Origin of the sequence: Clostridium sp. Marseille-P7770 (assembly GCF_902143525.1) — a bacterium.
Taxonomy (GTDB): domain Bacteria; phylum Bacillota; class Clostridia; order Lachnospirales; family Lachnospiraceae; genus Pilosibacter.
Genome location: NZ_CABFVC010000005.1, coordinates 249827 through 272550, shown reverse-complemented (window position 1 = coordinate 272550; position 22724 = coordinate 249827). Strand labels below are relative to the sequence as shown.

Here is a 22724-nt window from a genome sequence, read left to right as displayed (position 1 = left end):
AAAAATCAGACGGATGTTTTGGAAGTGGTGTGAGCAGCGGTGGAAAAGTGAGGTGAACGGCATGAAAGCAGTGGAAAACTGGGTGCGTGACATCGTATTTTACATGATCTTTGTGACGATGGTCATGAACCTTCTGCCGGATCCGAAATATGAGAAATATCTGCGGCTGTTTGCTGGCGCGGTCATGATTCTTCTGGCGTTTGGACCGGTATTACGGATCACGGGGATGGAGACGGCGATGGCGGGAATCTTTGAAAAGATCACATTTGAGAATGATGTCCGGACGCTGAAGGAAGAGCTGGGGGCGGCAGATGAGCGCCGGATCAGGGAATTTTATGGGCGATACCGGGCCGCGGCGGAGGCGGATATCCGGTCGATGGCGGAGCATGACGGGCTGGAATGTGAGAGCGTTTCGGTCGATGTGGCGGAAGCCGGGAATATCAGCTATGTGAAGCTGGGGGTCAGGGGCAGGCAGGATCAGACCGGGGCGGGGATCGCCTCGGTGAGAAGAAAGATAGGAGCGTATTATGGAGTGGAAGAACAGGACATTGAGGTCGATGTTAAAAGGAAATAAGGAGAAGGTGCTCTTTTTATTCTGTTCCGGACTGCTTTTGTTTGTGATCTCACTTCCGGACAGCGGAAAGACGGATCCCGGGTGGAATAATTGTGCGGCGGAGGTCCTGGCCGATGTGGGGGATGAGAGTGCGGCGGATCCCAGTGCCGGTTCGGAGACGGCAGAAAAGGCGGAGAGTGTTTCCTACGAGGCTGAGCTGGAGCGGCGGATCCGGGAACTTTTAAGGAGTGTGGACGGCGTCGGGGAGGCGGATGTGATGGTAGTCTTAAAATCCTCGGAGGAGAGAGTCTGGCATGTGGATAAGAGCAGCACCTCCTCGGTGACGGAGGAGAGCGGGGCGGATTCCGGGAGTTCCAGGATCATACGGGAGGAAGATCAGTCGGAGAGCACGGTGCTTGACGGGAAGAGCCAGTCGCCGGTGATGGAAAAGGAGGTGAAGCCGGAACTCTCAGGGATCATCATCAGCGCGGACGGGGGAGGAAGCGCGGTGATCCGGGCAGAGATCACGGAGGCCATGGAGGCGCTCCTCGGGCTTCCGGCAAACAAGATCAAGGTGATGAAGCGGGCGGCAGGGGAATCCTGAGAAGAAATTCTCCGGGGCGGGATCCGGCTGTGGAACTTTCGGATGTCCGGAATGAGTGCATGGTGCCGGGAAAATAGATCGGTATTCTGCCGGGACTGCATATTTTAGGCGTGGAATCATAGAATGGAAGTATGAAAGTATGGGAAAGAAGGAGTTTTGCGATGAAACGGATCTTCAGAAGGAATCAGATCATTATCACGACACTGGCAGTCATGATCGCGGCGGCGGGATACCTGAATTACTCGTCGAAGAAGGAAGTGGCGGGGGCAGAGGTGTACGAGGCGGGGGTGATGGACATTTCCGATTCGGACATTCTGGCGGGGAATCAGGCGAAGAGCGGAGTGGATGATGGAAGTCTCACGGAGATCGCAAGTCTGGACGGAGACGGCGAAGAGAAGCTTCCGGATGGAAATGAGGTGGCTGCGGTGCCGGAGAGTGCGGAGGTTTCTGGATCTGAGGCTGCAGGGGAGGAGACCGCGGCAGCGGGGATCGAGAATCCGGGCGAGGCGGTGCTCACAGGCGGAACGGGGATCTCTGAGTACATAGCGGGGGTTCAGCTTGGAAGGGAGCAGATCCGGGCGAAGAACAAGGAGACGTTGATGCAGATCATCAACAGTGACCAGATCTCGGAGGAGGAGAAGCAGACGGCGATCCAGAACCTGATCGGTCTGACGGAGGTTTCGGAGAAGGAGAATGCGGCGGAGACGCTTCTCAAGGCGAAGGGCTTTGTGGACCCGGTGGTCAGCATTACGGACGGGAAGGCGGACGTTGTTGTGAACGCGGCATCGCTCACGGACCAGGAGCGGGCGCAGATCGAGGATATCGTGAAGAGAAAGACGGAGATCGGGGCGGACGGGATCGTGATCACGCTGCTGGATGCGGAGGAGTGATGGGAACATGGCAGAGGATGAGAAAAAGAGCTATGCAACAGGGGGAGAAAATGGTATAATAACAGTATCTTTGATATACAGGAGGTAATTATTGTGGCAGCGGAAACAGAGAGAAGCAGTCATAAGGTTTATGAGAAGGACAAAATCGGAGAAGTCCGGATTGCGGATGAAGTCGTGGCAATTATTGCCGGCCTGGCAGCAACTGAGGTCGAGGGCGTGGATTCCATGGCTGGAAATATCACAAATGAGCTGGTTGGAAAGCTTGGAATGAAGAATCTTTCCAAGGGCGTGAAGGTGGAAGTGACAGAGGAACATGTGAGTGTGAATATGGCGCTGAACCTGAAGTATGGATATAGTATTCCGGATGTCTGCGAGAAGGTGCAGGAGAAGGTTAAAAGTGCGATCGAGAACATGACGGGGCTTACGGTGCTTGATGTGAATATTAAGATTGCCGGGGTCAGCATGGAGGAGAAGTAAAGATTATGACTGCGTGAGGGCAGAATCCCCAGAAGACTGGGGATCCTGCCCTTTTTGGCAAACTTATTCTATTTCGATGGTGTAGTTATAGCTGTAGGTATGGACGTAAAGCATATGATCTTGATACACGAGTAGGTCAGGCTGTTTTTTTAGTTTCAGGCGGGAGAGAATTTCGCCGGTGTGAAGATCAAGCTGATAGAGGTAGTCGTCCTCGGAGGTGAAGCCGTATCCGCAGAGGATGACATTGTCTTTTAAGATAAAGTTCATGGAGTTATAAGTCTGGTCAGCGCTTCGCCAGAGGAGTTTATTATCTTCCAGATCATAGGCGAACATGAAACAGGTATCCGGCTGGGCATAGCCGTTTGTCACGCTGGCTCCATAGAAGATTCCGTCCCTTAGACAGGCGTTATTTCCGTTGATGTACCATTTGTCGGTGGGATAGGTTAAGACATACAGGCAGTTTCCGGTACCGTTCTCAAAAATATAAAGTTCTTCGCCGGACCAGAGGTACTGGTAGTTGTCATCATAAAAGTTGTTCCAGTCGGTGCCGATCATGGGGAGGGATAATCCTTTACTGTCGTACCATTCGTTTGCAAAATCGATACCGTTTTCTTCTTCGGATACGATCTTTAAATCAAAAGGAGCGGCGGCATCACTGGTGGGATGTGTCTCCCTGACTGTGGACAGGTCGATGGTAATGTATTTTGTCTCAGATTCAGAGCTGCTTTCTGCCGTTGTTTCTGTAGCATTTTTAGAACTGGATTCCGTCTCTCCTTTTAATTCGATTTCGGAAGTATGTACGGCTGTTTCTGTGGAGACTTCCTCCGAAATATTATTTTTATTGCCGCATCCGGTTAATAGCATGCACAGGATGATGAACGGCATACATTTTACTTTGTCCATTGTATTATTTTCCTTTCTGAGGGGAATTTGGAATTCTGAAGGGATCAGAAAGAGTATACCATATTATAAGGATAAAAAAAACATCTCTCACATAAGGACTTGTGAAAGTATACATTTTCATGTATAATCCTAAATTAGGAGTACTCTGTTCTGCGCTCACATCTGCAGAAGCTGCAAAAGGCAGTTTTTCGGGATACATGGCGGCACAAAAGAGCAGTTCAGAGAGAGTGACAATCAGAGCAGCACGGACTGTCGGAAAAGACCGTCGGTCCGTTCAGATAAACGGAGGTAGAAAAGTGACCAGAAGGGAAGCCAGAGAACATTGTTTTAAAATGCTGTTCTGCCAGGATTTTTACCCGGCAGAGGAGAAGGAAGAGCAGTTAGAGAGATATTTTGAAGCGCCGAAGGAGGATGTGACCGGCGAGGACGGAAAAGATGAGATCCTTCATGATCCGTTTGAGAAAGAAGAGGATCGCGCATACCTCGAAAAACGCGTCGAGAAGATCATGGAGCTGATCCCGGAGATCGATGAGAAGATCAACGAGATCGCGGAGGGATGGAGAACAAGACGTATGGGTAAAGTCGAGCTTACGATCTTACGTCTTGCTGTGTTTGAGATGAAATATGACGAGGAGATCCCGGAGAAGGTTGCCATCAACGAAGCAGTTGAACTCGCAAAGAAATTCGGCGGAGATGAAGCTCCGGCGTTTGTAAACGGTATCCTTGCAAAACTGATCCAGAAAGGCAATTAAACGATGGCAGGTGTTTACTCTGTTACACAGGTAAATTCATACATCAAAAATATGTTTGCACAGGACTTCCTTCTTCGCCGCCTGTCGGTGAAGGGGGAAGTTTCCAACTGTAAGTATCACAGTTCCGGACATATCTATTTCACGCTGAAAGACGGAGGCGGAACACTTCAGGCTGTCATGTTCGCAAGCCAGCGACGCGGTCTCAACTTCAAGTTAGCCGAGGGACAACAGGTTGTCGTAAAAGGAACCGTGGATGTCTACGAGCGCGACGGAAAATACCAGCTCTACGCGTCAGAAATCGAACTTTCCGGGCGCGGGGACCTGTATCTGAGATTTGAAAAACTCTTAAAAGAGCTGGAAGAGATGGGAATGTTCGACCCGCAGTATAAGCGGCCGATCCCACGGTTTGCGAAGACGGTCGGGATCGTGACGGCTCCGACGGGGGCGGCGATCCGTGATATCATGAACATCGCGCACCGGAGAAATCCGTATGTCCAGCTGATCTTATACCCGGCTCTGGTTCAGGGAGACGGGGCGAAGGACAGTATCGTGAAGGGGATCCGGACGCTCGATGCGATGGGACTGGACGTCCTGATCGTCGGGCGCGGCGGCGGTTCGATCGAGGATCTGTGGGCGTTTAACGAGGAGGAGGTCGCGAGAGCGATCTTTGCGTGCAATACGCCTGTGATCTCGGCGGTCGGTCACGAGACGGATGTGACGATCGCGGACTATGCGGCGGATCTTCGGGCGCCGACACCATCGGCGGCGGCTGAGCTTGCGGTGTTTGACTATTTCCAGTTCCAGATGGATCTGAACGCGAGAAAGCAGCGTCTGATGAAGGAGATGGCGACATGTCTGGACCGGACGAAGAGCAGGCTGAGGCAGGATATGCTGACGCTTCGGTTTTATGATCCGAAGAGCCAGTTAAATGAGAAGAAAAAGCGGTTGGCAGATGCGGAGTATACATTGCTCCGGCTGATCGCGCAGAGGCAGCAGGAGGCAAGAAGAGATCTTCAGAATGCTGAGACGCTGCTTCAGAGAGAGATGAAGGACCGACTTGCCGCGGACAAGAGAAATCTTGCGGTGAAGAGTGCCAGACTCTGGGGACTTTCCCCGTTAAAGAAGATCAGCGATGGTTTTGGATTTATCACGGACGGAGACGGAAAGCGTCTGGAGACCGTGGAACAGGCAGTACCTGGAAGCCGGATCACAGTCCGTGTGAAGGACGGACGGATCGGAGCGACCGTGAACAACGTGGAAAACTATGACATCAGGACATCAGGGCAGGAAAAACTGTCGCAGTGAGGAAAGACTATGGATGACGAGACAAGAAAAAAGATGAATGTAGAGGAGACGTTTGCGGCGATCGATAAGATCATCGGAAGGCTGGAAAAGGGAGACGGATCCCTGGAAGAAGCTTTTGCGGACTATGAAGAAGGTATGAAGCTCGTAAAGAGCTGCAATGAAAAGATCGAAATGATCGAGAAGAGGATCCTTGTTTTGAGCGGAGATCAGGCGGAGGGAACGAAAGATGACGGACAGTTTTAAGGAAAAGTTCAGACAGGCGGTCGCAGAGACCGAGGCAGTCGTATATTCTTATCTTCCGGAGGAGACCGGGCACCAGAAGACGATCTTTGAGGCGATGAATTACAGCGTGAAGGCGGGCGGAAAGCGTTTGAGACCGCTGCTGATGCGGGAAGTATACCGTTTATTCGGCGGGAACGGACCGGAGATCGGGCCGTTCATGGCGGCGATGGAGATGATCCACACGTCCTCACTGATCCACGATGATCTTCCGTGTATGGACAATGACGAGTACCGCCGCGGAAAGCTGACGACCTGGAAAGCGTACGGATATGATATGGCGGTCCTCGCGGGCGATGCACTGATGATCTACGCGTTTGAGGTGGCTTCAAAGGCATTCACGATGGGAGCGGACCCTGCGAAGGTCGGACGTGCGATCGGGATCCTTGCGGAGAAGACCGGGATCTACGGTATGATCGGTGGACAGACCGTCGATGTGGAGCTGACCGGAAAGGCGATCCCGAGGGAGAAACTTGACTTTATCTACCGCTTAAAGACAGGAGCACTTTTAGAGGCGTCCATGATGATCGGCGCAGTCCTTGCCGGTGCATCCGATGAGGAGATCCGGGAAGTCGAGACAATGGCGTCCGAGGTTGGACTTGCATTCCAGATCCAGGATGACATCCTCGATGTGACGAGCACCCAGGAAGAGCTTGGAAAGCCTGTTTTAAGCGATGAGAAGAATCAGAAGACCACATATGTGACGCTGGAAGGTCTTGAGAAGGCAAAACAGGATGTCAAAGAGATTTCCGACCGGGCAGCGGGAAGACTTGCCGGTCTGCCGGGAAAAAATGAATTTCTGTATGACATTATTGAAATGCTCGTAAACAGGAAAAACTAAGGAAGAAAAATATGTAAGGGAGTAGTCTGGAAACATGCTGCTTGATCATATAAAACAGTCTTCGGACATCAAAAAACTGAAAGAAGACCAGTATCCGGAGCTCGCGAGGGAGATCCGCCAGTTCCTGATCGAAAAGATAAGTAAGACCGGAGGTCATCTTGCCTCAAACCTTGGCGTTGTGGAGCTTACGATGGCGCTGCATCTGGCGTTCGATCTGCCGAAGGACAAGATCGTCTGGGATGTGGGACATCAGGCTTACACGCACAAGCTTTTAAGCGGAAGAAAGGCCGGATTCGACGATCTGCGCCAGTTCGGCGGGATGAGCGGGTTCCCGAAGCGAAAAGAGAGCCCGTACGATGCGTTCGACACGGGACACAGTTCCACTTCGATTTCCGCAGGGCTTGGGATCGCCCAGGCACGGGAGATCACGGGTGAAGAATATTCGGTGATCTCTGTGATCGGAGACGGCGCGCTGACCGGCGGAATGGCCTATGAGGCATTAAATAATGCTGCCCAGATCAAAAAGAACTTTATCATCGTGCTGAACGACAACGCGATGTCGATCTCTAAGAACGTCGGCGGTATGTCACGGTATCTGAGCAGTGTCCGCACGAAGGAAGGTTATGCGGAGCTGAAACTCAAGGTGGAACGAGGACTTTCCTCGATCCCGGTGATCGGAAAGCCGATGGCATATGGGCTTTACCAGTTAAAGAACGGGATCAAGCAGTTTCTCGTCCCGGGAATGCTGTTTGAGGATATGGGGATCACCTACCTTGGACCTGTTGACGGACATGATGTGAAAGCGATGATCCGCGTGTTTAAGGAAGCAAAGCGGGTCCAGCATGCAGTCCTGGTCCATGTGATCACGAAAAAGGGAAAAGGTTACAAGCCGGCGGAGGAAAATCCGGCGAGATTCCACGGTGTGGAGCCGTTCGATATCAAGACCGGAAAGCCGCTTAAGAAAAAAGAATTCCCGAGTTATACCGATATCTTTTCTGAGAAGATCTGTGAACTTGCGAAGAAGAACGAGAAGCTCGTTGCGCTGACGGCGGCAATGCCGGACGGAACGGGACTCACGAAGTTTTCGAAGAAATTCCCGAAGCGGTTCTTTGACGTGGGGATCGCGGAGGCACATGAGGTGACGTCCGCGGCTGGTATGGCGTCGGCCGGGCTGAAACCGGTTGTCGCTGTGTATTCCTCGTTTTTACAGCGCGGTTATGATCAGGTGCTCCATGACGTCTGTATCCAGAACCTTCCGGTCTTATTCGCGATCGACCGGGCCGGTCTTGTGGGAAGCGACGGGGAGACCCACCAGGGAATCTTTGATATCTCGTTTCTGAGTCTTGTTCCGGGGATGAACATCATGGCGCCGAAGAATCTCTGGGAGCTTCAGGACATGTTGGAGTTCGGCGTGAAGTTCAACGCACCGCTCGCGATCCGCTATCCGAGAGGTCAGGCGTACCGCGGACTGGAGGAGTTCCGGGCGCCGATCGAGTACGGAAAGGCGGAGATGCTCTATGAGGAGTCTGACATTGCTCTTTTTGCTCTCGGAAGCATGGTGAGCACCGGAGAGCATGTCCGGGAAAAACTGAAGGCAAAAGGACATGCATGTACCCTGGTAAATGCGCGGTTTGTGAAGCCACTCGACACCGATATGATCGATCATCTGTGCAAAGATCATAAGCTCATCGTCACGATGGAGGAAAATGTGCTCCGCGGCGGCATGGGCATGTATGTCACAAAGTATATTCATGAATTTTATCCGGAGATCCGGGTGATCCAGATCGCACTTCCGGATGCATATGTGGAACACGGAAATGTGTCCGTGCTTCGGGAAATGCTGGGGATCGACAGCGATTCGGTCCTGAAGCGGATCGAGAAGGAACTGGATTCCTGGAAATAAAGACAGTCTGGGAGGCGAAGATCCCGGGAAGGAGAAAAAGCCCATGAAGGAACGTTTGGATGTTCTTCTGGTAAAGAGAAACCTGGCGGAGTCCAGGGAGAAGGCGAAGGCGGTCATCATGTCCGGCATCGTCTATGTAGATGGACAGAAAGAAGACAAGGCGGGTTCCATGTTCGATGAGACTGCGAACGTGGAGGTGCGCGGAACGACTTTAAAATATGTGAGCCGCGGAGGTCTGAAATTAGAGAAGGCGATGACGCACTTTGGTGTGACACTGGCCGGAAAGATCTGTATGGATGTCGGCGCGTCCACCGGCGGATTTACGGACTGTATGCTCCAGAATGGAGCGGTGAAGGTTTACTCCGTCGATGTTGGACATGGACAGCTCGCATGGAAACTCCGGAACGATGAGCGCGTGGTCTGCATGGAAAAGACGAATATCCGCTATGTGACTCCGGAGGAGATCCCGGACCGGATCCAGTTTGTATCCATTGATGTATCCTTTATCTCCCTGACGAAAGTTCTGGGACCTGTGAAGGCGCTCATGGAGCCGGATGGTGAGGTTGTCTGCCTGATCAAGCCGCAGTTTGAGGCCGGACGTGAGAAGGTTGGAAAGAAGGGGGTTGTCCGTGAAAAATCAGTCCATCTCGAGGTCATCGAGATGGTAGCATCATTTGCCGGAAGCATCGGTTTTGAGGCGCTGCATCTGGAATTTTCACCGATCAAAGGACCGGAAGGAAACATCGAGTACCTGCTTCATTTAAGAAACTGTACTGATGGCAGCACCTTCACAAACGACGCGATCGGAGCTTCCGGGATCGTCGACAAGGCACACGAGACACTGGATAAATAGGACAGAATATATGAAGAAATTTTACATCGTTGCGAATCCTGACAAAGAAAATACGAAGAACATGCAGACAGCGGTCGAGGAGTATCTGACGACCCGCGGCGCAAAAGTCTCCGCCGGAAAAAGTGCTTCCGGACATGGAAATCCCTATACGGATCCTGAGGATGTTCCGGGAGATACGGAATGTGTCATCACACTCGGCGGCGACGGAACCCTGATCCAGGCGGCGCGGGATCTCGCAGGGCGTGATCTTCCGATGATCGGGATCAACCTCGGCGGTCTCGGGTATCTCACCCAGATCGGGCGGGAAGGCGATGTGAAGGAGCTTCTGGATGCGCTTTTGGAGGATTCTTACCAGATCCAGGAGCGCATGATGTTAAAGGGCTGCGTTTACCGGGACGGAAGACCTGTGAAGGAGAGTATCGCGTTAAATGATATCGTCCTGACAAGGGACGGGGATCCGCGCGTTCTGAAATTAAAGCTGTACGTGGACGGACAGTTTTTAAACGAATTCAGCGCCGATGGCATGATCGTTGCGACACCTACGGGATCGACAGCCTACAATCTGTCGGCGGGTGGGCCGATCGCACAGCCGGACGGACAGCTCATGATCCTGACGCCGATCTGCCCGCACACGCTGACATCGAGAACGATCGTTTTCGGTGCCGGAAGCCGGATCCGGATCGAGATCCCGGCGACGAACCGCGGCAGCCAGGTGGCGGCGTTTGACGGTGACACGCTGGTTCGCCTGGAAAACGGGGATTATATTGAGATCACAAAGGCAGAGACCGTGACCAGGGTAGTGAAGCTGGATCACCGGTCCTTCCTGGATATTTTGAAAATGAAAATGTATGATGCGTAGTGCGCGGGATAGTGTACGCAGAAAGGGGCAGCGGAAGACATGAAGGTTGACAGACATAGTAAGATCGTTGAGCTCATTGGGAAATATCAGATCGAGACGCAGGAGGAGCTGGCGGAATACCTGAAAAAGGCCGGATACCATGTGACGCAGGCGACGGTATCGAGAGATATCCGCGAATTAAAGCTCACAAAAGCACCGGGGAAAAACGGACGCCAGTGCTACGCAGTCATGCAGCATCAGAAGGATTTCGGAGAAAAATACATCCGCATCTTCCGTGACTGCTATGTCTCCATGGATATGGCACAGAATATTCTCGTGATCAAGACCGTTTCCGGTATGGCGATGGCGGTCGCTGAGGCGCTCGATGTGATCGGATTCCATGAGATCGTCGGCTGCGTGGCCGGTGACAACACGATCATGTGTGCCGTGCGGACGGTGGATGACACGATCATCCTGATGGATAAGCTGAAGAAGATCGTGGAAGGAAAATAGAAGAGAGCCGTTTGTTGAAGAAAACGGAGTGAATGATAGAGACAGACCGTCTGCTTTTTGGCAGGCGGTCTGTTGTTTATGATGGGTGCTTTGTCGAATGAAACGGGAAACAGAGTGCAATGCCCAACTGAAATTTTGCGACCACCACTGTATTATCTAATTTACGCAAATAACGTGCAAAAGTCCGCGCTTGCGAGACCTTGGCGACTGTCGCGATAACAAGGGGAAACTCGCGAAGCGTGTTTTTGCTTGTTGTTAATGCCCCAGCATATTCTCCATAAAAATTCCATATCCTCTTGTCGGATCGTTGATGAAAACGTGGGTGACAGCTCCGATGAGCTTTCCGTCCTGGATGATTGGGCTGCCGGACATGCCCTGGACGATCCCGCCGGTGAGATTTAAGAGGTCCTCGTCTACGACTTTGAGAACCAGCCCTTTATTTTTTTGCACACTTCCATAATCCACTTTTTGAATTTCGATCTCATAGTCTTTCACCTCCCCGGATACCTTGCTCCGGATGTACGCGCGCCCGCGTTGGATGTCCTGGCGAAATCCGATGGGGATCGCGTCGGCCTGGAGCGAGTCAAGAAAATGTCGGTTTACAGTTCCATAGATTCCTTCCGTTGTGTTTTCGGTCACATCTCCCAACTTTGTCCCTTTTCCGTAGTAGATCACGCCAGACATCACACCGGGCTTTCCTGTCTGGCCTTTTTCAATTCCCAGGATCTGGGTCTCGTAGAGCTCGCCGCCGTCGATATCCACGAGTGCTCCGGTATCGCTGTCACTGATCCCGTGACCCAGAGCGCCAAAGCAGCCGTTCATGTCAACATACGTCATCGTTCCGATCCCCTGGGTATCATCCCGGACCCAGGCGCCGAGCTTGTAGTGACCGTCATCTGCCAGGACAGGCGTCATGTTCACGTCGATTTCCCGCCCATCCCGCCTGATCCCGAGAATCATGGCTTTTCCTCTGGACGCGTTCACGGCATCGACCAGAGCGTCCTTATCTTCTAAAGTCTCACCGTTGATGGTCTGAATGTAGTCCCCGGACTTCAAAAGCCCGTATGCCGGTTCTACCACATTTCCCGTCTTATTTGTCACCTGTCCGGTACCGATCACCATGACGCCTTTGGAACTCAGGTAGATCCCGACAGGAGTTCCGCAGGGGATCGCACAGGAACTGTCGACGACGTCAACCTGGATCTCCTTCATGAGGATCAGACCGAGAAATTTCATTCCGACAAGGTAACTGCCCTCATTTTTTCCGCACATGGAGACGGAATCCGGGCGGTCGATCCGGATCATCCCATCTGGAATATCGGAGGAGTTTTTCAGGATGACTTCCTCACTGTCACTCTCAAAGGTGATTCCGGGCGGAAGAGAAAAATGGAAGACTTCCTCCTCGTTGACGACCAGATTCAGCTTATCCGGCACCGCATACCGGATATAGATCCAGGAAAATCCCAGAGTGAAGATCAGAGAACACCAGAATACCCGGATCAGGATCCTGCGAAACGATTCTTTTTTCATCATGGCAGCTTCCTCCTTGTCTGTTTCTGTCAGCAGTACAGGCGCGGAGATCATCCGGTTGCGATCCGAAACACAGATCAGACCGGAGAAACCGCCTATTTGATGCACTGCATATATTGAGGCTGCCAGTACCTTTTTAGTATCACCGTTTTTCAAAAGGATTATTCAGGAAGGTCCAGATCGGAAAAGGTGAGAAAAAGGAGAGACAGCTTTTTTGTCTCTCCTAGTATGTGATACATTCTGAAATTCACCCTGTCAGTTTTTTCTCATTCTGTCGATTCATCCCGGTTATAAAAATATAAGATGCGTCGTTACTTTTCACGGGTAGGAATTTTCTGAACTGAAAATTCCGTATGATACCGTTGCGGTCGCGGATTTTGCCGATTCGGAATGCGAAGCATCGGCAAAATCCTGTTACAGAACGCGGGCATGGAGTGCCCGTGTTCTGTAACGATGCGTCTGCAGATTCATCCGGCTGCCGGAAGCATAGAAACGTCATTGGAGACAACAGAACAATCCCGGGAATCGAGATGGGTTTTTGTCTCTTTTGCCAGCCGCTTCATTTCCTCCGCATTTTCAAGGACTTTTTCCGTGATCTCCGCGCCGCCGAGAAGTCTCGCAAGCTCGCCGGTCTGTTCCTGCTCATTCAGCTTTTGGATCTTAGTGGAAGTCGTTCCGTTCTCCACCGATTTCCTGATTTCAAAGTGCGTATCAGCCATCGCGGCGATCTGAGGAAGGTGGGTGATGCAGAGAACCTGATGCTTTCTTCCGATGTAAGACAGGCGTTCCGATACTTTCTGGGCAGTTCTTCCGCTGATGCCGGTGTCAATCTCATCGAAGATCAGGGTAGGGATATCGTCCGTATCGGCGAGGACGGTCTTGATCGCCAGCATGATCCTTGAGAGCTCACCGCCGGATGCGACTTCGCCGAGCGGTCTTGGCGGGATACTTCCAGGGTTTGTGGAGATCAGAAACTCCACTTCGTCGGAGCCGGAGGCCGTGTAGTGGTCTGTGCGGTGGACATCGACCTGAAATTCCACATGGAGGAAATTCAGATCCCTGAGTTCCTCGGAAATCCGGTTTTCGAGAACTTTTGCGGCTTTTTTCCGCTCTTCGGACAGGCGCCCGCAGAGAAGAGCGAGGACATGTTTCTGTTCTTCGAAGACTGCCTTTGCGGCGCGGGCCAGTTCTTCATAATTTTCAAGTTCTTCCAGGCGCTTTTTCTTTGCATCAAGACTTCGCAGGACTGCCTCCTCGGTTGAGCCATATTTCGCAGTCATCTGGCGGATCAGATCGAGACGCTCTTCCGTCTGCTGAAAGTCTTCCCCGGAAAATTCCATCTCATCCAGATAGCCGGAGATCGAACGGCAGAGATCGGACAGGATACTTTCTGCATCGGAGAGACCGGATGCGATCCCGCTCAGCCGTTCATCGTAGGAGGAGACATTTTCTACCTCGTGGCAGGCCCGGCCGATCATATCGCTGTCAAGAACCTGGTATGCGGCCTGAAGACTTTCCATGATCTTCTGGCTGTGGGCATATTTGCGGAACTTTGCGGCCAGTTCTTCTTCTTCCCCCGGTCTTAAAGCGGCGTTCTCGATTTCAGTAATCTCGAAACGGATAAAGTCGAGTTCCCGCTTCCGGCTCTCGTCATCCAGAGAAAATCCGTCAAGTTTTCCTTTTAATTCCAGATATTTCCGGTAGCTTTCCGCGACTTCTCTTCTCAGCATCCCTGTTTCTTTCCGGGAATATTCGTCGAGGATCTCCAGATGTTTCTGCCTGTGAAGGAGAGACTGGTGCTCATGCTGGCCGTGGATATCTAAAAGTTTTCCGGTTACAGCCTTTAAGCGGGCTGTCGTTACGGTTTCATCATTGATCCGGCTGATACTTCTCGTCGGAGTGATCTTTTTTGAGATAATGATAAGTCCGTCATCATCCGGATATACATCCATCGACTTTAATTCTTCACGTTTTTTCTCATCGTCGACGGAGAAGGTAAGCTCGATATAGGCATAGTCCTCACCGCGGCGGATCATGTCCTTTGATGCTTTTGCACCCAGCGCGAGAGCGACAGAGCCGATAATAATTGATTTTCCGGCTCCGGTCTCACCGGTCAGAATATTTAAACCGTTTCCAAATTCTACATCTGCCTGTTCGATCAAGGCAAGATTCTTTACATGTAATCCAATCAGCATCCGGATTCCCCGCTTTCTGTAAGTCTATGAAAAATCAATAGAAACATTTGTTCGATTTCGTAAAACGAGTATAGCACACATCTGTTCGATTGTCCAGTAAAAATCGAACATTTGTTCCTGAAAAATACTCCGGTAAAAAATCGCAGCTTTGCCAGCTTTGCCGTTGCCCGGGTTCTTGCCATGGCATATTCAAGGTGATAGAATGAAAAAAATGATACATGAGGAGGAAAAGCATGAAAATCGCACTTGCGCAGATGCGTATGACCGGAAATGTACAGGAAAACCTGGAGAAAAGCCTGAAATTTTGTGATCTGGCAGAGGACTGTGATCTTCTTTTTTTCCCGGAGATCCAGTTGTCCCCGTTTTTTCCGCAATATGAAAAGCAGGATGCTGAAATGTATGTCATGGAAAAAAACGGTCAGGAGATCGCGGAACTTGCCGGTAAAGCAAAAGAACATTAGTGTTACCTTTCGCCGAATGTCTATTTAAAACTTGAAAGCCCTATGAAAAACTCCCGCCGCCGGATGTGCCATGTCCGGGGACGGGAGCTTTTCATTTTTTATGCAAGCGTCTTTAAAAAGGTGCTCAGCAGGTTTGCAGGGATCTGTCCGGGTGCGGATGCCTTTCCGGCCGTTCCGAAGGTCACGCAGGAGCCGACAAGCTGTCCGCAGATACGGCTGATCACTCCGGTAGGACTCATGGACATCGTGATCACCGGCGTCTCATTGTGTTCCTCCTTCATTGTCATCGTTGCGTCGAGAAGTGTGAGGACATCGCGGTCACACTGCGGCATAACTGCGAATTTTACGATGTCGGCGCCGAGAGACTGCATCAGGCAGAGATTGTTCACGATGATGTTTTTGTCCGGTGTTGCCGTGAAGTCGTGGCGGGAGGCGACAACTTTTACTCCGACCCGGTGGGCGGCCGCGACGATTGTCTTCATCGTGTCTTCCCCGCGGGAGAGTTCCACGTCAACGAGATCGATGAGACCGCTGTCGATCACGGCGAGGATCGTCTTTGTGTAGGTTTCGGTATCGATCTCCAGCATTCCGCCTTCCACGCTGGTGCGGATCGTGAAGAGGACCGGGATATTTCCCAGAGTATTGCGGAATAAGGTCATTGCCTTGATCCGAATTTCCGGATCTTCCACGCCGTCGTAGAAGTCTGCGCGCCATTCGATCAGGTCGAACGGAGTGTTGCGGATCAGATTGACAGATTTTTTCAGGTCATTGAGATTTGTATCAGTCACCGGGATACAGATTTTCGGCATCCCGTCACCGAGTTTTACATTTCTTACTTTTACGATTGCTCCCATAATGGATAACTCCCCTTGTTTATTTTAAATGTTCTTCTTTGTCGTTTTGCGGCTATGTTCCTAGTATATATATGGAAGAAAGAAAAGTCAACACTTGCACGCGTTAAAGTTTCGAAATTTAAAGCAACGTATTGATAGGAACGATCAATTCACGGAAACTGAGAAACAGCATCGATGGATCGGAAAATCGCGCAAAGACCCGTTAAATAAATAACAGACGTTTTTCCGGAAACCATGTTTTATTCCTGCATTTTATACGCCAATTTTTACCATTCATACACGATTTTGTGCAGTTTGCACGAACCCCATTGTATCAGAGCTACGTTTACGTTAAAATTTAGACATGAAATGTGAAATATTTATAAAGAATATGAAGCATTTGAAAAGTGGGTATGTAATGATCCGGGTGGGACCGGATCGTTACGGGTAAACAAAAAGAAGGAGAGGTAAACAGTATGAGATTAGTGAAAAGAATCACAGCAGCAGCTATGGCACTCACAATGACAGCAGCTCTTGCAGGATGCGGCAGCAGCTCCGGCAGTACATCTACAACAGCAGCAGCTGACACAACAGCGGCAGCCGTAACTGAGAAAGCGGCGGATGGTTCCAGCGCAGAGGCAGGCAGCACGTCCGTGAGCATTGACAGGGCGAAAGAGTTTGTCACAGTCGCAACCGGTCCTACGAGTGGTATCTACTACCCGATCGGCGGCGCATTTGCAACCGCATTAGGAAATGCAGGATATAAGACATCCGCACAGGCAACCGGCGCTTCCGTCGAGAACATCAACCTGATCTTAAACGGTGAGGCAGAGCTTGCAATCGCAATGCAGGACTCCGTCGTACAGGCTTATGAGGGCTTTGGTGCGTTTGAGAAGGCAGAGCCGGATCTGAGAGCCATGATGAGACTCTGGCCGAACTACGTACAGCTCGTAACCGTGGCAAGCACAGGCATCAAGAGCGTTGAGGACTTAAAGGGCAAGAGAGTCGGTATCGGTGCTCCGAACTCCGGCGTTGAGTTAAATGCGAGAATGATCTATGAAGCATACGGCATGACATATGAGGATAGTGATGTTGACTACTTATCCTACGGTGAAGCGATCGACCAGATGAAAAACGGTCAGTGCGACGCGGCATTCGTTACCTCCGGTCTTCCGAACGCAACCGTCAGCGAGCTGGCATTCAGCTACGATATGGTGATCGTTCCGATCGACGGCGAAGGCAGAGACAACCTGATCGAGAAGTATCCGTTCTTCTCCGCAAGCACGATCCCGGCCAATACATACAACAACAAAGAGGACGTGGAGAGCGTATTCGTTTACAATATCATGCTTGTAAATAAGGACGTATCCGATGACATGGTCTACGATATGCTTGACTGTATCTTCTCCGACGATGGAATCGCTACCATCAAGGCATCCCACAACACAGCAGACAAGAACATCGATGTTTCCTTCGGTGTTGACGATGTAAAGATCCCGCTTCATGACGGTGCTGCGAAGTGGTGGCAGGATCACGGTTATGAGACTCCTGAGAACTAAATTAAAAATCCTGATTCCGGTTCTTCTGGTAATCACAGCAATCTCTGCTGCCGTGTTCGCACGGCAGCAGAAAAAAATTCTGGTGATCGAAGAGCTTGAAACCGGAAATGTTTACCGGGAGATTCCGGTAAAGACCGGTGACGAGCTTTCCTTCCAGTGGGAACATTCCTTTGAGCATATTCCATGGTACGAGTATTACGAGATACAGAAAGACGGAAGCTTCATTCTCCACACCATCGCGGTCGCGGGCTTCGGTGCCGGAATTCCGGCAGAGATGGACTGCAAATACCGCTACGAAGACGGACTCGTCTACATGGATGAGATCGAAAGCGTCTTTCCGCAGTTCAACTGGATCAATTCCCAGACAGCCCTGAAGAACATCAAGGTGAATGGCGAGCTCCTGATTCAGGGTTCTGACATGCCGCATCACGTAAAAATGGTGCTGAGGATCCGGAATGGTTTTGAAAAATAAGAAAAGGAAACTGCTGAAGAAACATCGACAACAACTCTGACAACGAAGGGAAGGGAAACCTGTATGAGCGAAAAAGAAAAAAACATCGTCCCCAGTACAGCGGAAGCAGAGATGAGCGAGGAAGAAAAACAGAAACTCCTCGAGCAGTTTGATAAAGAGAGCAAGACGAGAAAGTTCGGGTCCCCGGTATTAAAGAAAGCTTACCGGGTATTCGCGATCATCGTTACCTTATATCATCTGGTTTTCGCATCCGGTCTTTACATGCCGGAAACATTAAAGCATCGTTCCATCCATGTCGGCATGATCCTGATTCTTGCCTTCATGCTTTATCCGGCTACGAAAAAAGCGAGCCGCAAAGTGATCGCGTGGTATGATTATGTATTTATCGCATTGTCAGCCGCAGTTCCGATCTATATGTGCGTCGATTATGTAAACATCATCAACCGTGCCGGAAAGCCGGACATGATGGATGTCGTGATCGGTACCCTCTTAACCCTGGTCGTTCTGGAGGCAACGAGACGTGTCTGCGGCATGGCTCTCCCGATCATCTCCATTATCTTTATGATCTACAGCTTAATGGGCACGAAGCAGGGACTCATCCCGATCGATGTCCCGGGCATCTTCCTCCACAGAGGATATACATGGCAGAAGTTAATGAGCCACTTCTTCTCGAACACGGAAGGTATTTACGGATCGTCGGTCAACGTCGCGTCCACCTACATCTTCCTCTTCATTGCCTTCGGTGAAGTCATGAACAAGTGTGGCATGGGTCAGTTCTTCAACGACTTCGCAAACGCCATCGCAGGCGGCACAAAGGGCGGCCCGGCAAAGGTAGCAGTCGTTGCTTCCGGTCTTCTCGGAATGATCAACGGTGCAGCCGTAGCCGTCGTTGTTACGACCGGTTCCTTCACGATCCCGCTTATGAAAAAATCCGGCTATGACGACGAGTTCGCAGGTGCCGTTGTTGCGACCGGTTCTGTCGGCGGACAGCTGATGCCGCCAGTTATGGGTGCTGCCGCATTCATCATGGCAGATACTCTTGGCATGAAGTACAACGAACTTCTTTTATCCGCGATCATCCCGGCAGTCATCTACTACATGGGCATCCTGTTCCAGATCCAGATGAGGGCTGAGAAGATGGGAATGCAGGGAACCCCGAAGGATCAGCTTCCGAAGATGTCCCAGGTCATGAAGGAGTACGGTCATCTGGCACTCCCGATCATCTTCCTCGTTTACATGCTGTTCTTCTCCGGAAAGACGGTTATCATGGCTGCGTTCTATACGATCGTATTCACGATCATCGTGGCGCAGTGCAGAAAGAATACGAGGATGACCTTCCAGGATATTCTTGATGCGATGGTAGCGAGCGCGAAGTCTACCGTATCCGTAGCGATCGCCTGCGCCTGCGTTGGTATCATCGTTGGTTCCTGCTCAATCACAGGTTTCGCCCTGAACATGGCAAATACCATCATCAGCATCGGAGGAAAGAGCCTGATGTTCACACTGGTATTCACAATGATCACCTGCATGATCTTAGGTATGGGTCTTCCGAGTATCCCGTCCTATATCATTACCTCCACGATCGCAGCTCCGGCTCTGGTACAGCTTGGTATCCCGGCCCTGGTTGCCCACATGTTCTGTTTCTACTTCGCAATGTTCGCAAACCTGACACCGCCGGTTGCCCTTGCAGCTTTTGCGGCAGCAGGTATCGCAGGCGGAAGTCCGATGAAGACAGGATGGGCATCCGTAAAGCTTGCGCTTGCAGGATTCATTCTTCCGTACATGTTTGTATACAATACAGACCTTCTGCTGCTTGATACTCCGCTTGCAAAAGCGATTCAGGTTGCAGTAACTGCTGCAGTTGGTGTATTCTTAATCAGTACAGCAGTCGAAGGTTTCCTGTTCACAAAGGTCAACATCGTATTGAGAATTGCCAGCCTCATTGGCGCTTATCTCCTGATCGACAGCGGTCTTGTGACAGATATCGCAGGTATCGTGATCTGTGCAGTTGTATTCGTATTCCAGAAAGCAGCTGCAAAGAAGAGTGCACCGGCGGCAGCGTAGACCTTCATAGATAACCGGTGAACACACAGGGACTGCTGCAGAAAATTTACTGCGGCGGTCCCTGTTTTTCTATATGTGTCCGTTAGAACACGCCGGGTCAGGCGTCAGACAGTTGTGATCCATGCTATGCGAAGATGTTCCGAAATGGATGTTTTACACAGATTGCAATAATTACTGCGGACAGATATAGAAAAACAGGGATCGTCAGAGACAGGAGGAAACAACATGCTGCTTGATGTTATTTACAGTATCTGCTTTAACATCTGCCTATTGGTAGTGCTCGCCTTCATGATGACGAAGATGGACTTTGTCCAGAGACTTCTCTTAAATGAAGAGGGCGGAAGTGAGGAAGGAAGAGGAGAGAGCGTCTGGCAGAGGATCTGGGAAAAGGTGCTTCTCGGCGTGATCTTCGGCGTCTTCTGCATCATCTCTGATTACATCGGGATCCAGGTGACAGGAGCGCTGCCGAATGCCCGGGTGATCGGTGTTCTGTCCGCCGGATTTCTTGGTGGGCCTGTCTCGGGCTTTATCACGACAGTGATCGCGGCGGCCCATCGGTATCTGATCTTTCCGGAAAGGATCTCCACGGTGGCCTGTGTGCTCTCCGCGATCATCCACGGGATCATCGGTTCCTTTATCGGCTGGAAAAAGAAGGGAAACCGCCAGTACTCGAACACGTTTCTGCTCGGAGTCACGTTCATTTCCGAGATGATCCATATTGTTCTGATCCTGCTTCTCACCCGGCCGTTTGATGCGGCCGTTGAGATCGTAAAGATCGTGATCGTTCCGATGGTGATCATCAATTCCGTCGGCATGGTGATCTTCTTTAATGTTTTTAAATCGATCTTCAACACGGAAGACTTAAAGGTCGCATCCAAGGTCTCCCTCGCCATGAGAACCGCCGAGCGGTGTACCCCGTATCTGGGCTCTGTGGAGAATGACCGGAAGACGGCGGGAAAGATCATCGACATTATTATGGAAGAGTACCACTGTCAGGGCGCGGCACTGATCGATGATATGAAATTTCTGGCAAGGAGCGGGGCATTTTCCAGTATCGTTCTCACAGAGAACAATTATCCGAGACTTTTATCCGCGACAAAGACCTTCAAGACGACGAGGATCAGCCGCGTGCCTTTACCGGAGGATGGATTTTATCCTCTTTATAAGGAGAATGTGATCATTTCTGCACCGATTCTCCTGGATGAGGGAAAGGTTCTGGCGCTTGTGATGCTGGTGAAGAAAAATGCCTATTCCTACCGTGCGGATATTGAATTTGTCACGGGACTGGCGAATCACTTCGCGATGCAGATCAAGCTCTCTGAGATGGAGAAACAGAAGGAAGAGCTGAGAAAAGCGGAGCTTCGGACCCTGCAGTCCCAGATCAATCCGCACTTCCTGTTCAATTCATTAAATACGATCTCCTACTTCTGCCGGGAAAAGCCGGAGAAGGCGAGAGAGCTCTTACTGGCACTGAGCTCCTATTTCCGCAGCATGCTGGAGGATACCGATTATATGGTAACTCTTGACACGGAACTTGAGCATGTAAAAGCCTATACGATGCTTGAGGAGGCGCGGTTTGAAAAACGTCTCTCGATCGAGATCAATGCGGATCCGGAGGCGCTGCGAAGCTGCGTGCCGAACCTGATCTTACAGCCCATCGTGGAGAATGCGGTCCATCACGGGGCAATGCAGAGGGAAAAAGGAGTCGGAAAGGTCATCGTAAACGTGAAACGGGAGGAACGATCCACGAGGATCGATGTGATCGACAACGGACCGGGAATGGACTACCGGATCGTCCAGAGCCTGTACGGCGGGGAAAAAGTGGAACACACAGGAATCGGAATGATGAACGTGCAGCAGAGACTGATCTCCTTATACGGAAAGTCCTACGGACTCCAGATCGTGACAAGTGAAGAAGGGACGGACGTGCGGATGAATATTCCTGACAGCGCGGCTGGAAGCGCGCAGCAGGAGGAAATGATCGGCTGACGATCTTCCGGAAGAGCAGATGACAACAGCCTGCTGTTTGGAACAGCGGAGTTTTTGACAGAACATGGGAGGCATGAGGTATGAGAATAGCAGTAGTTGACGATGAGCGCCCGGCAAGAAGCGAACTTAAATATCTGGTGGAGCAGTGTGAGCCGGATGCGGAGATCGCGGAGGCCGACGGGAGCGAAGAATTTCTTGCAATGCTGGAAAATGAGACCTTTGATGTGTGTTTTGTGGATATCAATCTGGGTGGAATGAACGGCACTACGCTGGCATCCATGATAAAGAGAAAGCAGCCGGATACGCTGATCATCTTTGCCACTGCGTTCCAGGAATACGCGGTAAAGGCCTTTGAGATCGGAGCGGTGGATTATCTCTTAAAACCCTTTGACTATGAACGCGTCAAACGGGCGATGGAGCGGGTCCATGAACACATAAAGGAAAAGGCCGCCGGTTCCGGATATGAGATCGGAAAGATCATGGTGAACGTGGGCGCCAGCTTTCAGGTCGTTGATGTGGCGGATATCGTGTTCATCGAGACGGAAAAGCGTTCCTGCAAGATCCATATGAAGGACGGATCCTTCTATCTGCAGAATGAGTCACTGAACAATTATGAGCTCCACCTGAAAAAGAGCCGTTTTTTCCGGATCCACAAGAGCTACCTGATCAATCTGGATTATGTGAAGGAGATGCAGGTGAGCTACAATAATGGATATTGTGTGAAGATGAAGTATTATGATGCTGAGGCACTGCCCATCGGACGGACCCAGGTGAAGGAATTTAGACAGATTTTTGAAAAATAGGAATAATTAGAACAGCAAAGAAAATATTGAAAAATAAAGATCCCGCCAGAAGCCAGAACGTACAGATACTGTACGGAGGAAGGTTTCGGTGGGATCTTTAAATATCA

The 22724-nt window shown here is 50.9% G+C and carries 22 protein-coding genes; 18 read left to right on the top strand and 4 right to left on the bottom strand.

The features are described from left to right. Positions 1 to 61 precede the first annotated feature (61 nt). The 4 genes from FN001_RS13980 (at position 62) to FN001_RS13965 (ending at position 2524) form a co-directional block, all read left to right on the top strand. On the top strand, positions 62 to 574 hold the full coding sequence (locus tag FN001_RS13980; protein ID WP_185911950.1) for a stage III sporulation protein AF: 513 nt from the start codon (positions 62 to 64) through the stop codon (positions 572 to 574). Beyond that, positions 528 to 1157: a stage III sporulation protein AG gene (locus FN001_RS13975; protein ID WP_142412264.1), complete on the top strand. Its 630-nt coding sequence runs from the start codon at positions 528 to 530 to the stop codon at positions 1155 to 1157. The genes FN001_RS13980 and FN001_RS13975 overlap by 47 nt, the downstream gene beginning before the upstream one ends. 161 nt (positions 1158 to 1318) lie before the next feature. Beyond that, a complete protein-coding gene (locus FN001_RS13970; protein ID WP_142412263.1) occupies positions 1319 to 2047 on the top strand; it encodes a SpoIIIAH-like family protein in 729 nt (242 codons plus the stop codon). A gap of 93 nt (positions 2048 to 2140) precedes the next feature. Then, the gene (locus tag FN001_RS13965; RefSeq protein WP_142412262.1) at positions 2141 to 2524 is read left to right on the top strand and encodes an Asp23/Gls24 family envelope stress response protein; all 384 of its coding nucleotides are present in this window, start codon (positions 2141 to 2143) and stop codon (positions 2522 to 2524) included. Between the two features lie 63 nt (positions 2525 to 2587). On the opposite strand, the gene FN001_RS13960 is transcribed toward FN001_RS13965, so the two are convergent. Continuing rightward, positions 2588 to 3427: a hypothetical protein gene (locus tag FN001_RS13960; protein ID WP_142412261.1), complete on the bottom strand. Its 840-nt coding sequence runs from the start codon at positions 3425 to 3427 to the stop codon at positions 2588 to 2590. A gap of 296 nt (positions 3428 to 3723) precedes the next feature. Here FN001_RS13960 and nusB point away from each other — a divergent pair, with 296 nt between their 5' ends. From nusB to argR, 8 genes are read left to right on the top strand one after another with little or no spacing between them, the layout of a single operon-like run. Further along, positions 3724 to 4179: a transcription antitermination factor NusB gene (nusB, locus tag FN001_RS13955; RefSeq protein ID WP_021905440.1), complete on the top strand. Its 456-nt coding sequence runs from the start codon at positions 3724 to 3726 to the stop codon at positions 4177 to 4179. A 3-nt stretch (positions 4180 to 4182) separates the two neighbouring features. Further along, complete coding sequence (xseA, locus tag FN001_RS13950) at positions 4183 to 5484, top strand: exodeoxyribonuclease VII large subunit (protein ID WP_142412260.1); 1302 nt, start codon at positions 4183 to 4185, stop codon at positions 5482 to 5484. Between the two features lie 9 nt (positions 5485 to 5493). After that, on the top strand, positions 5494 to 5727 hold the full coding sequence (gene xseB, locus FN001_RS13945; protein ID WP_118298728.1) for an exodeoxyribonuclease VII small subunit: 234 nt from the start codon (positions 5494 to 5496) through the stop codon (positions 5725 to 5727). Further along, entirely contained in the window at positions 5711 to 6604 is an 894-nt protein-coding gene (locus FN001_RS13940; RefSeq protein WP_142412259.1) for a polyprenyl synthetase family protein, read from the top strand. The genes xseB and FN001_RS13940 overlap by 17 nt, the downstream gene beginning before the upstream one ends. 34 nt (positions 6605 to 6638) lie before the next feature. After that, on the top strand, positions 6639 to 8507 hold the full coding sequence (gene dxs / locus FN001_RS13935) for a 1-deoxy-D-xylulose-5-phosphate synthase (RefSeq protein ID WP_142412258.1): 1869 nt from the start codon (positions 6639 to 6641) through the stop codon (positions 8505 to 8507). A 43-nt stretch (positions 8508 to 8550) separates the two neighbouring features. Next, positions 8551 to 9360: a TlyA family RNA methyltransferase gene (locus FN001_RS13930; protein ID WP_118530514.1), complete on the top strand. Its 810-nt coding sequence runs from the start codon at positions 8551 to 8553 to the stop codon at positions 9358 to 9360. Positions 9361 to 9370: 10 nt separating this feature from the next. Beyond that, positions 9371 to 10219, top strand: a complete 849-nt coding sequence (locus tag FN001_RS13925; protein ID WP_118298724.1) for an NAD(+)/NADH kinase — start codon at positions 9371 to 9373, stop codon at positions 10217 to 10219. 39 nt (positions 10220 to 10258) lie between these two features. Beyond that, the gene (argR, locus tag FN001_RS13920; protein WP_117470231.1) at positions 10259 to 10711 is read left to right on the top strand and encodes an arginine repressor; all 453 of its coding nucleotides are present in this window, start codon (positions 10259 to 10261) and stop codon (positions 10709 to 10711) included. A gap of 255 nt (positions 10712 to 10966) precedes the next feature. Here the strand turns inward: argR and spoIVB are convergent, their stop codons facing one another. Beyond that, positions 10967 to 12244, bottom strand: coding sequence for a SpoIVB peptidase (spoIVB, locus tag FN001_RS13915; RefSeq protein WP_142412257.1), 1278 nt, complete (start codon positions 12242 to 12244; stop codon positions 10967 to 10969). Positions 12245 to 12708: 464 nt separating this feature from the next. Next, on the bottom strand, positions 12709 to 14436 hold the full coding sequence (gene recN, locus FN001_RS13910) for a DNA repair protein RecN (RefSeq protein WP_142412256.1): 1728 nt from the start codon (positions 14434 to 14436) through the stop codon (positions 12709 to 12711). Between the two features lie 233 nt (positions 14437 to 14669). Here recN and FN001_RS13905 point away from each other — a divergent pair, with 233 nt between their 5' ends. Then, the gene (locus FN001_RS13905) at positions 14670 to 14897 is read left to right on the top strand and encodes a carbon-nitrogen hydrolase family protein (protein WP_185911949.1); all 228 of its coding nucleotides are present in this window, start codon (positions 14670 to 14672) and stop codon (positions 14895 to 14897) included. 98 nt (positions 14898 to 14995) lie between these two features. On the opposite strand, the gene aroD is transcribed toward FN001_RS13905, so the two are convergent. Continuing rightward, positions 14996 to 15751 (bottom strand): type I 3-dehydroquinate dehydratase, encoded by a 756-nt coding sequence (aroD, locus tag FN001_RS13900; protein ID WP_142412254.1) that lies wholly within the window; start codon positions 15749 to 15751, stop codon positions 14996 to 14998. A gap of 455 nt (positions 15752 to 16206) precedes the next feature. Between aroD and FN001_RS13895 the strand changes: the two genes are divergently transcribed. The 5 genes from FN001_RS13895 to FN001_RS13875 all read left to right on the top strand — a co-directional run bounded on the left by FN001_RS13895 (position 16207) and on the right by FN001_RS13875 (position 22617). Then, entirely contained in the window at positions 16207 to 17289 is a 1083-nt protein-coding gene (locus tag FN001_RS13895; RefSeq protein ID WP_243016000.1) for a TAXI family TRAP transporter solute-binding subunit, read from the top strand. Next, positions 17270 to 17761, top strand: a complete 492-nt coding sequence (locus tag FN001_RS13890) for a DUF1850 domain-containing protein (RefSeq protein WP_117567550.1) — start codon at positions 17270 to 17272, stop codon at positions 17759 to 17761. The genes FN001_RS13895 and FN001_RS13890 overlap by 20 nt, the downstream gene beginning before the upstream one ends. Positions 17762 to 17824: 63 nt before the next feature. Beyond that, positions 17825 to 19825 carry a TRAP transporter permease gene (locus FN001_RS13885; RefSeq protein WP_117513078.1) on the top strand — a complete coding sequence of 667 codons (2001 nt, stop codon included), beginning with the start codon at positions 17825 to 17827 and terminating at the stop codon, positions 19823 to 19825. Positions 19826 to 20050: 225 nt separating this feature from the next. Beyond that, positions 20051 to 21814: a LytS/YhcK type 5TM receptor domain-containing protein gene (locus tag FN001_RS13880; protein ID WP_142412253.1), complete on the top strand. Its 1764-nt coding sequence runs from the start codon at positions 20051 to 20053 to the stop codon at positions 21812 to 21814. A gap of 80 nt (positions 21815 to 21894) precedes the next feature. Continuing rightward, on the top strand, positions 21895 to 22617 hold the full coding sequence (locus FN001_RS13875; protein ID WP_142412252.1) for a LytR/AlgR family response regulator transcription factor: 723 nt from the start codon (positions 21895 to 21897) through the stop codon (positions 22615 to 22617). Positions 22618 to 22724 lie beyond the last annotated feature (107 nt).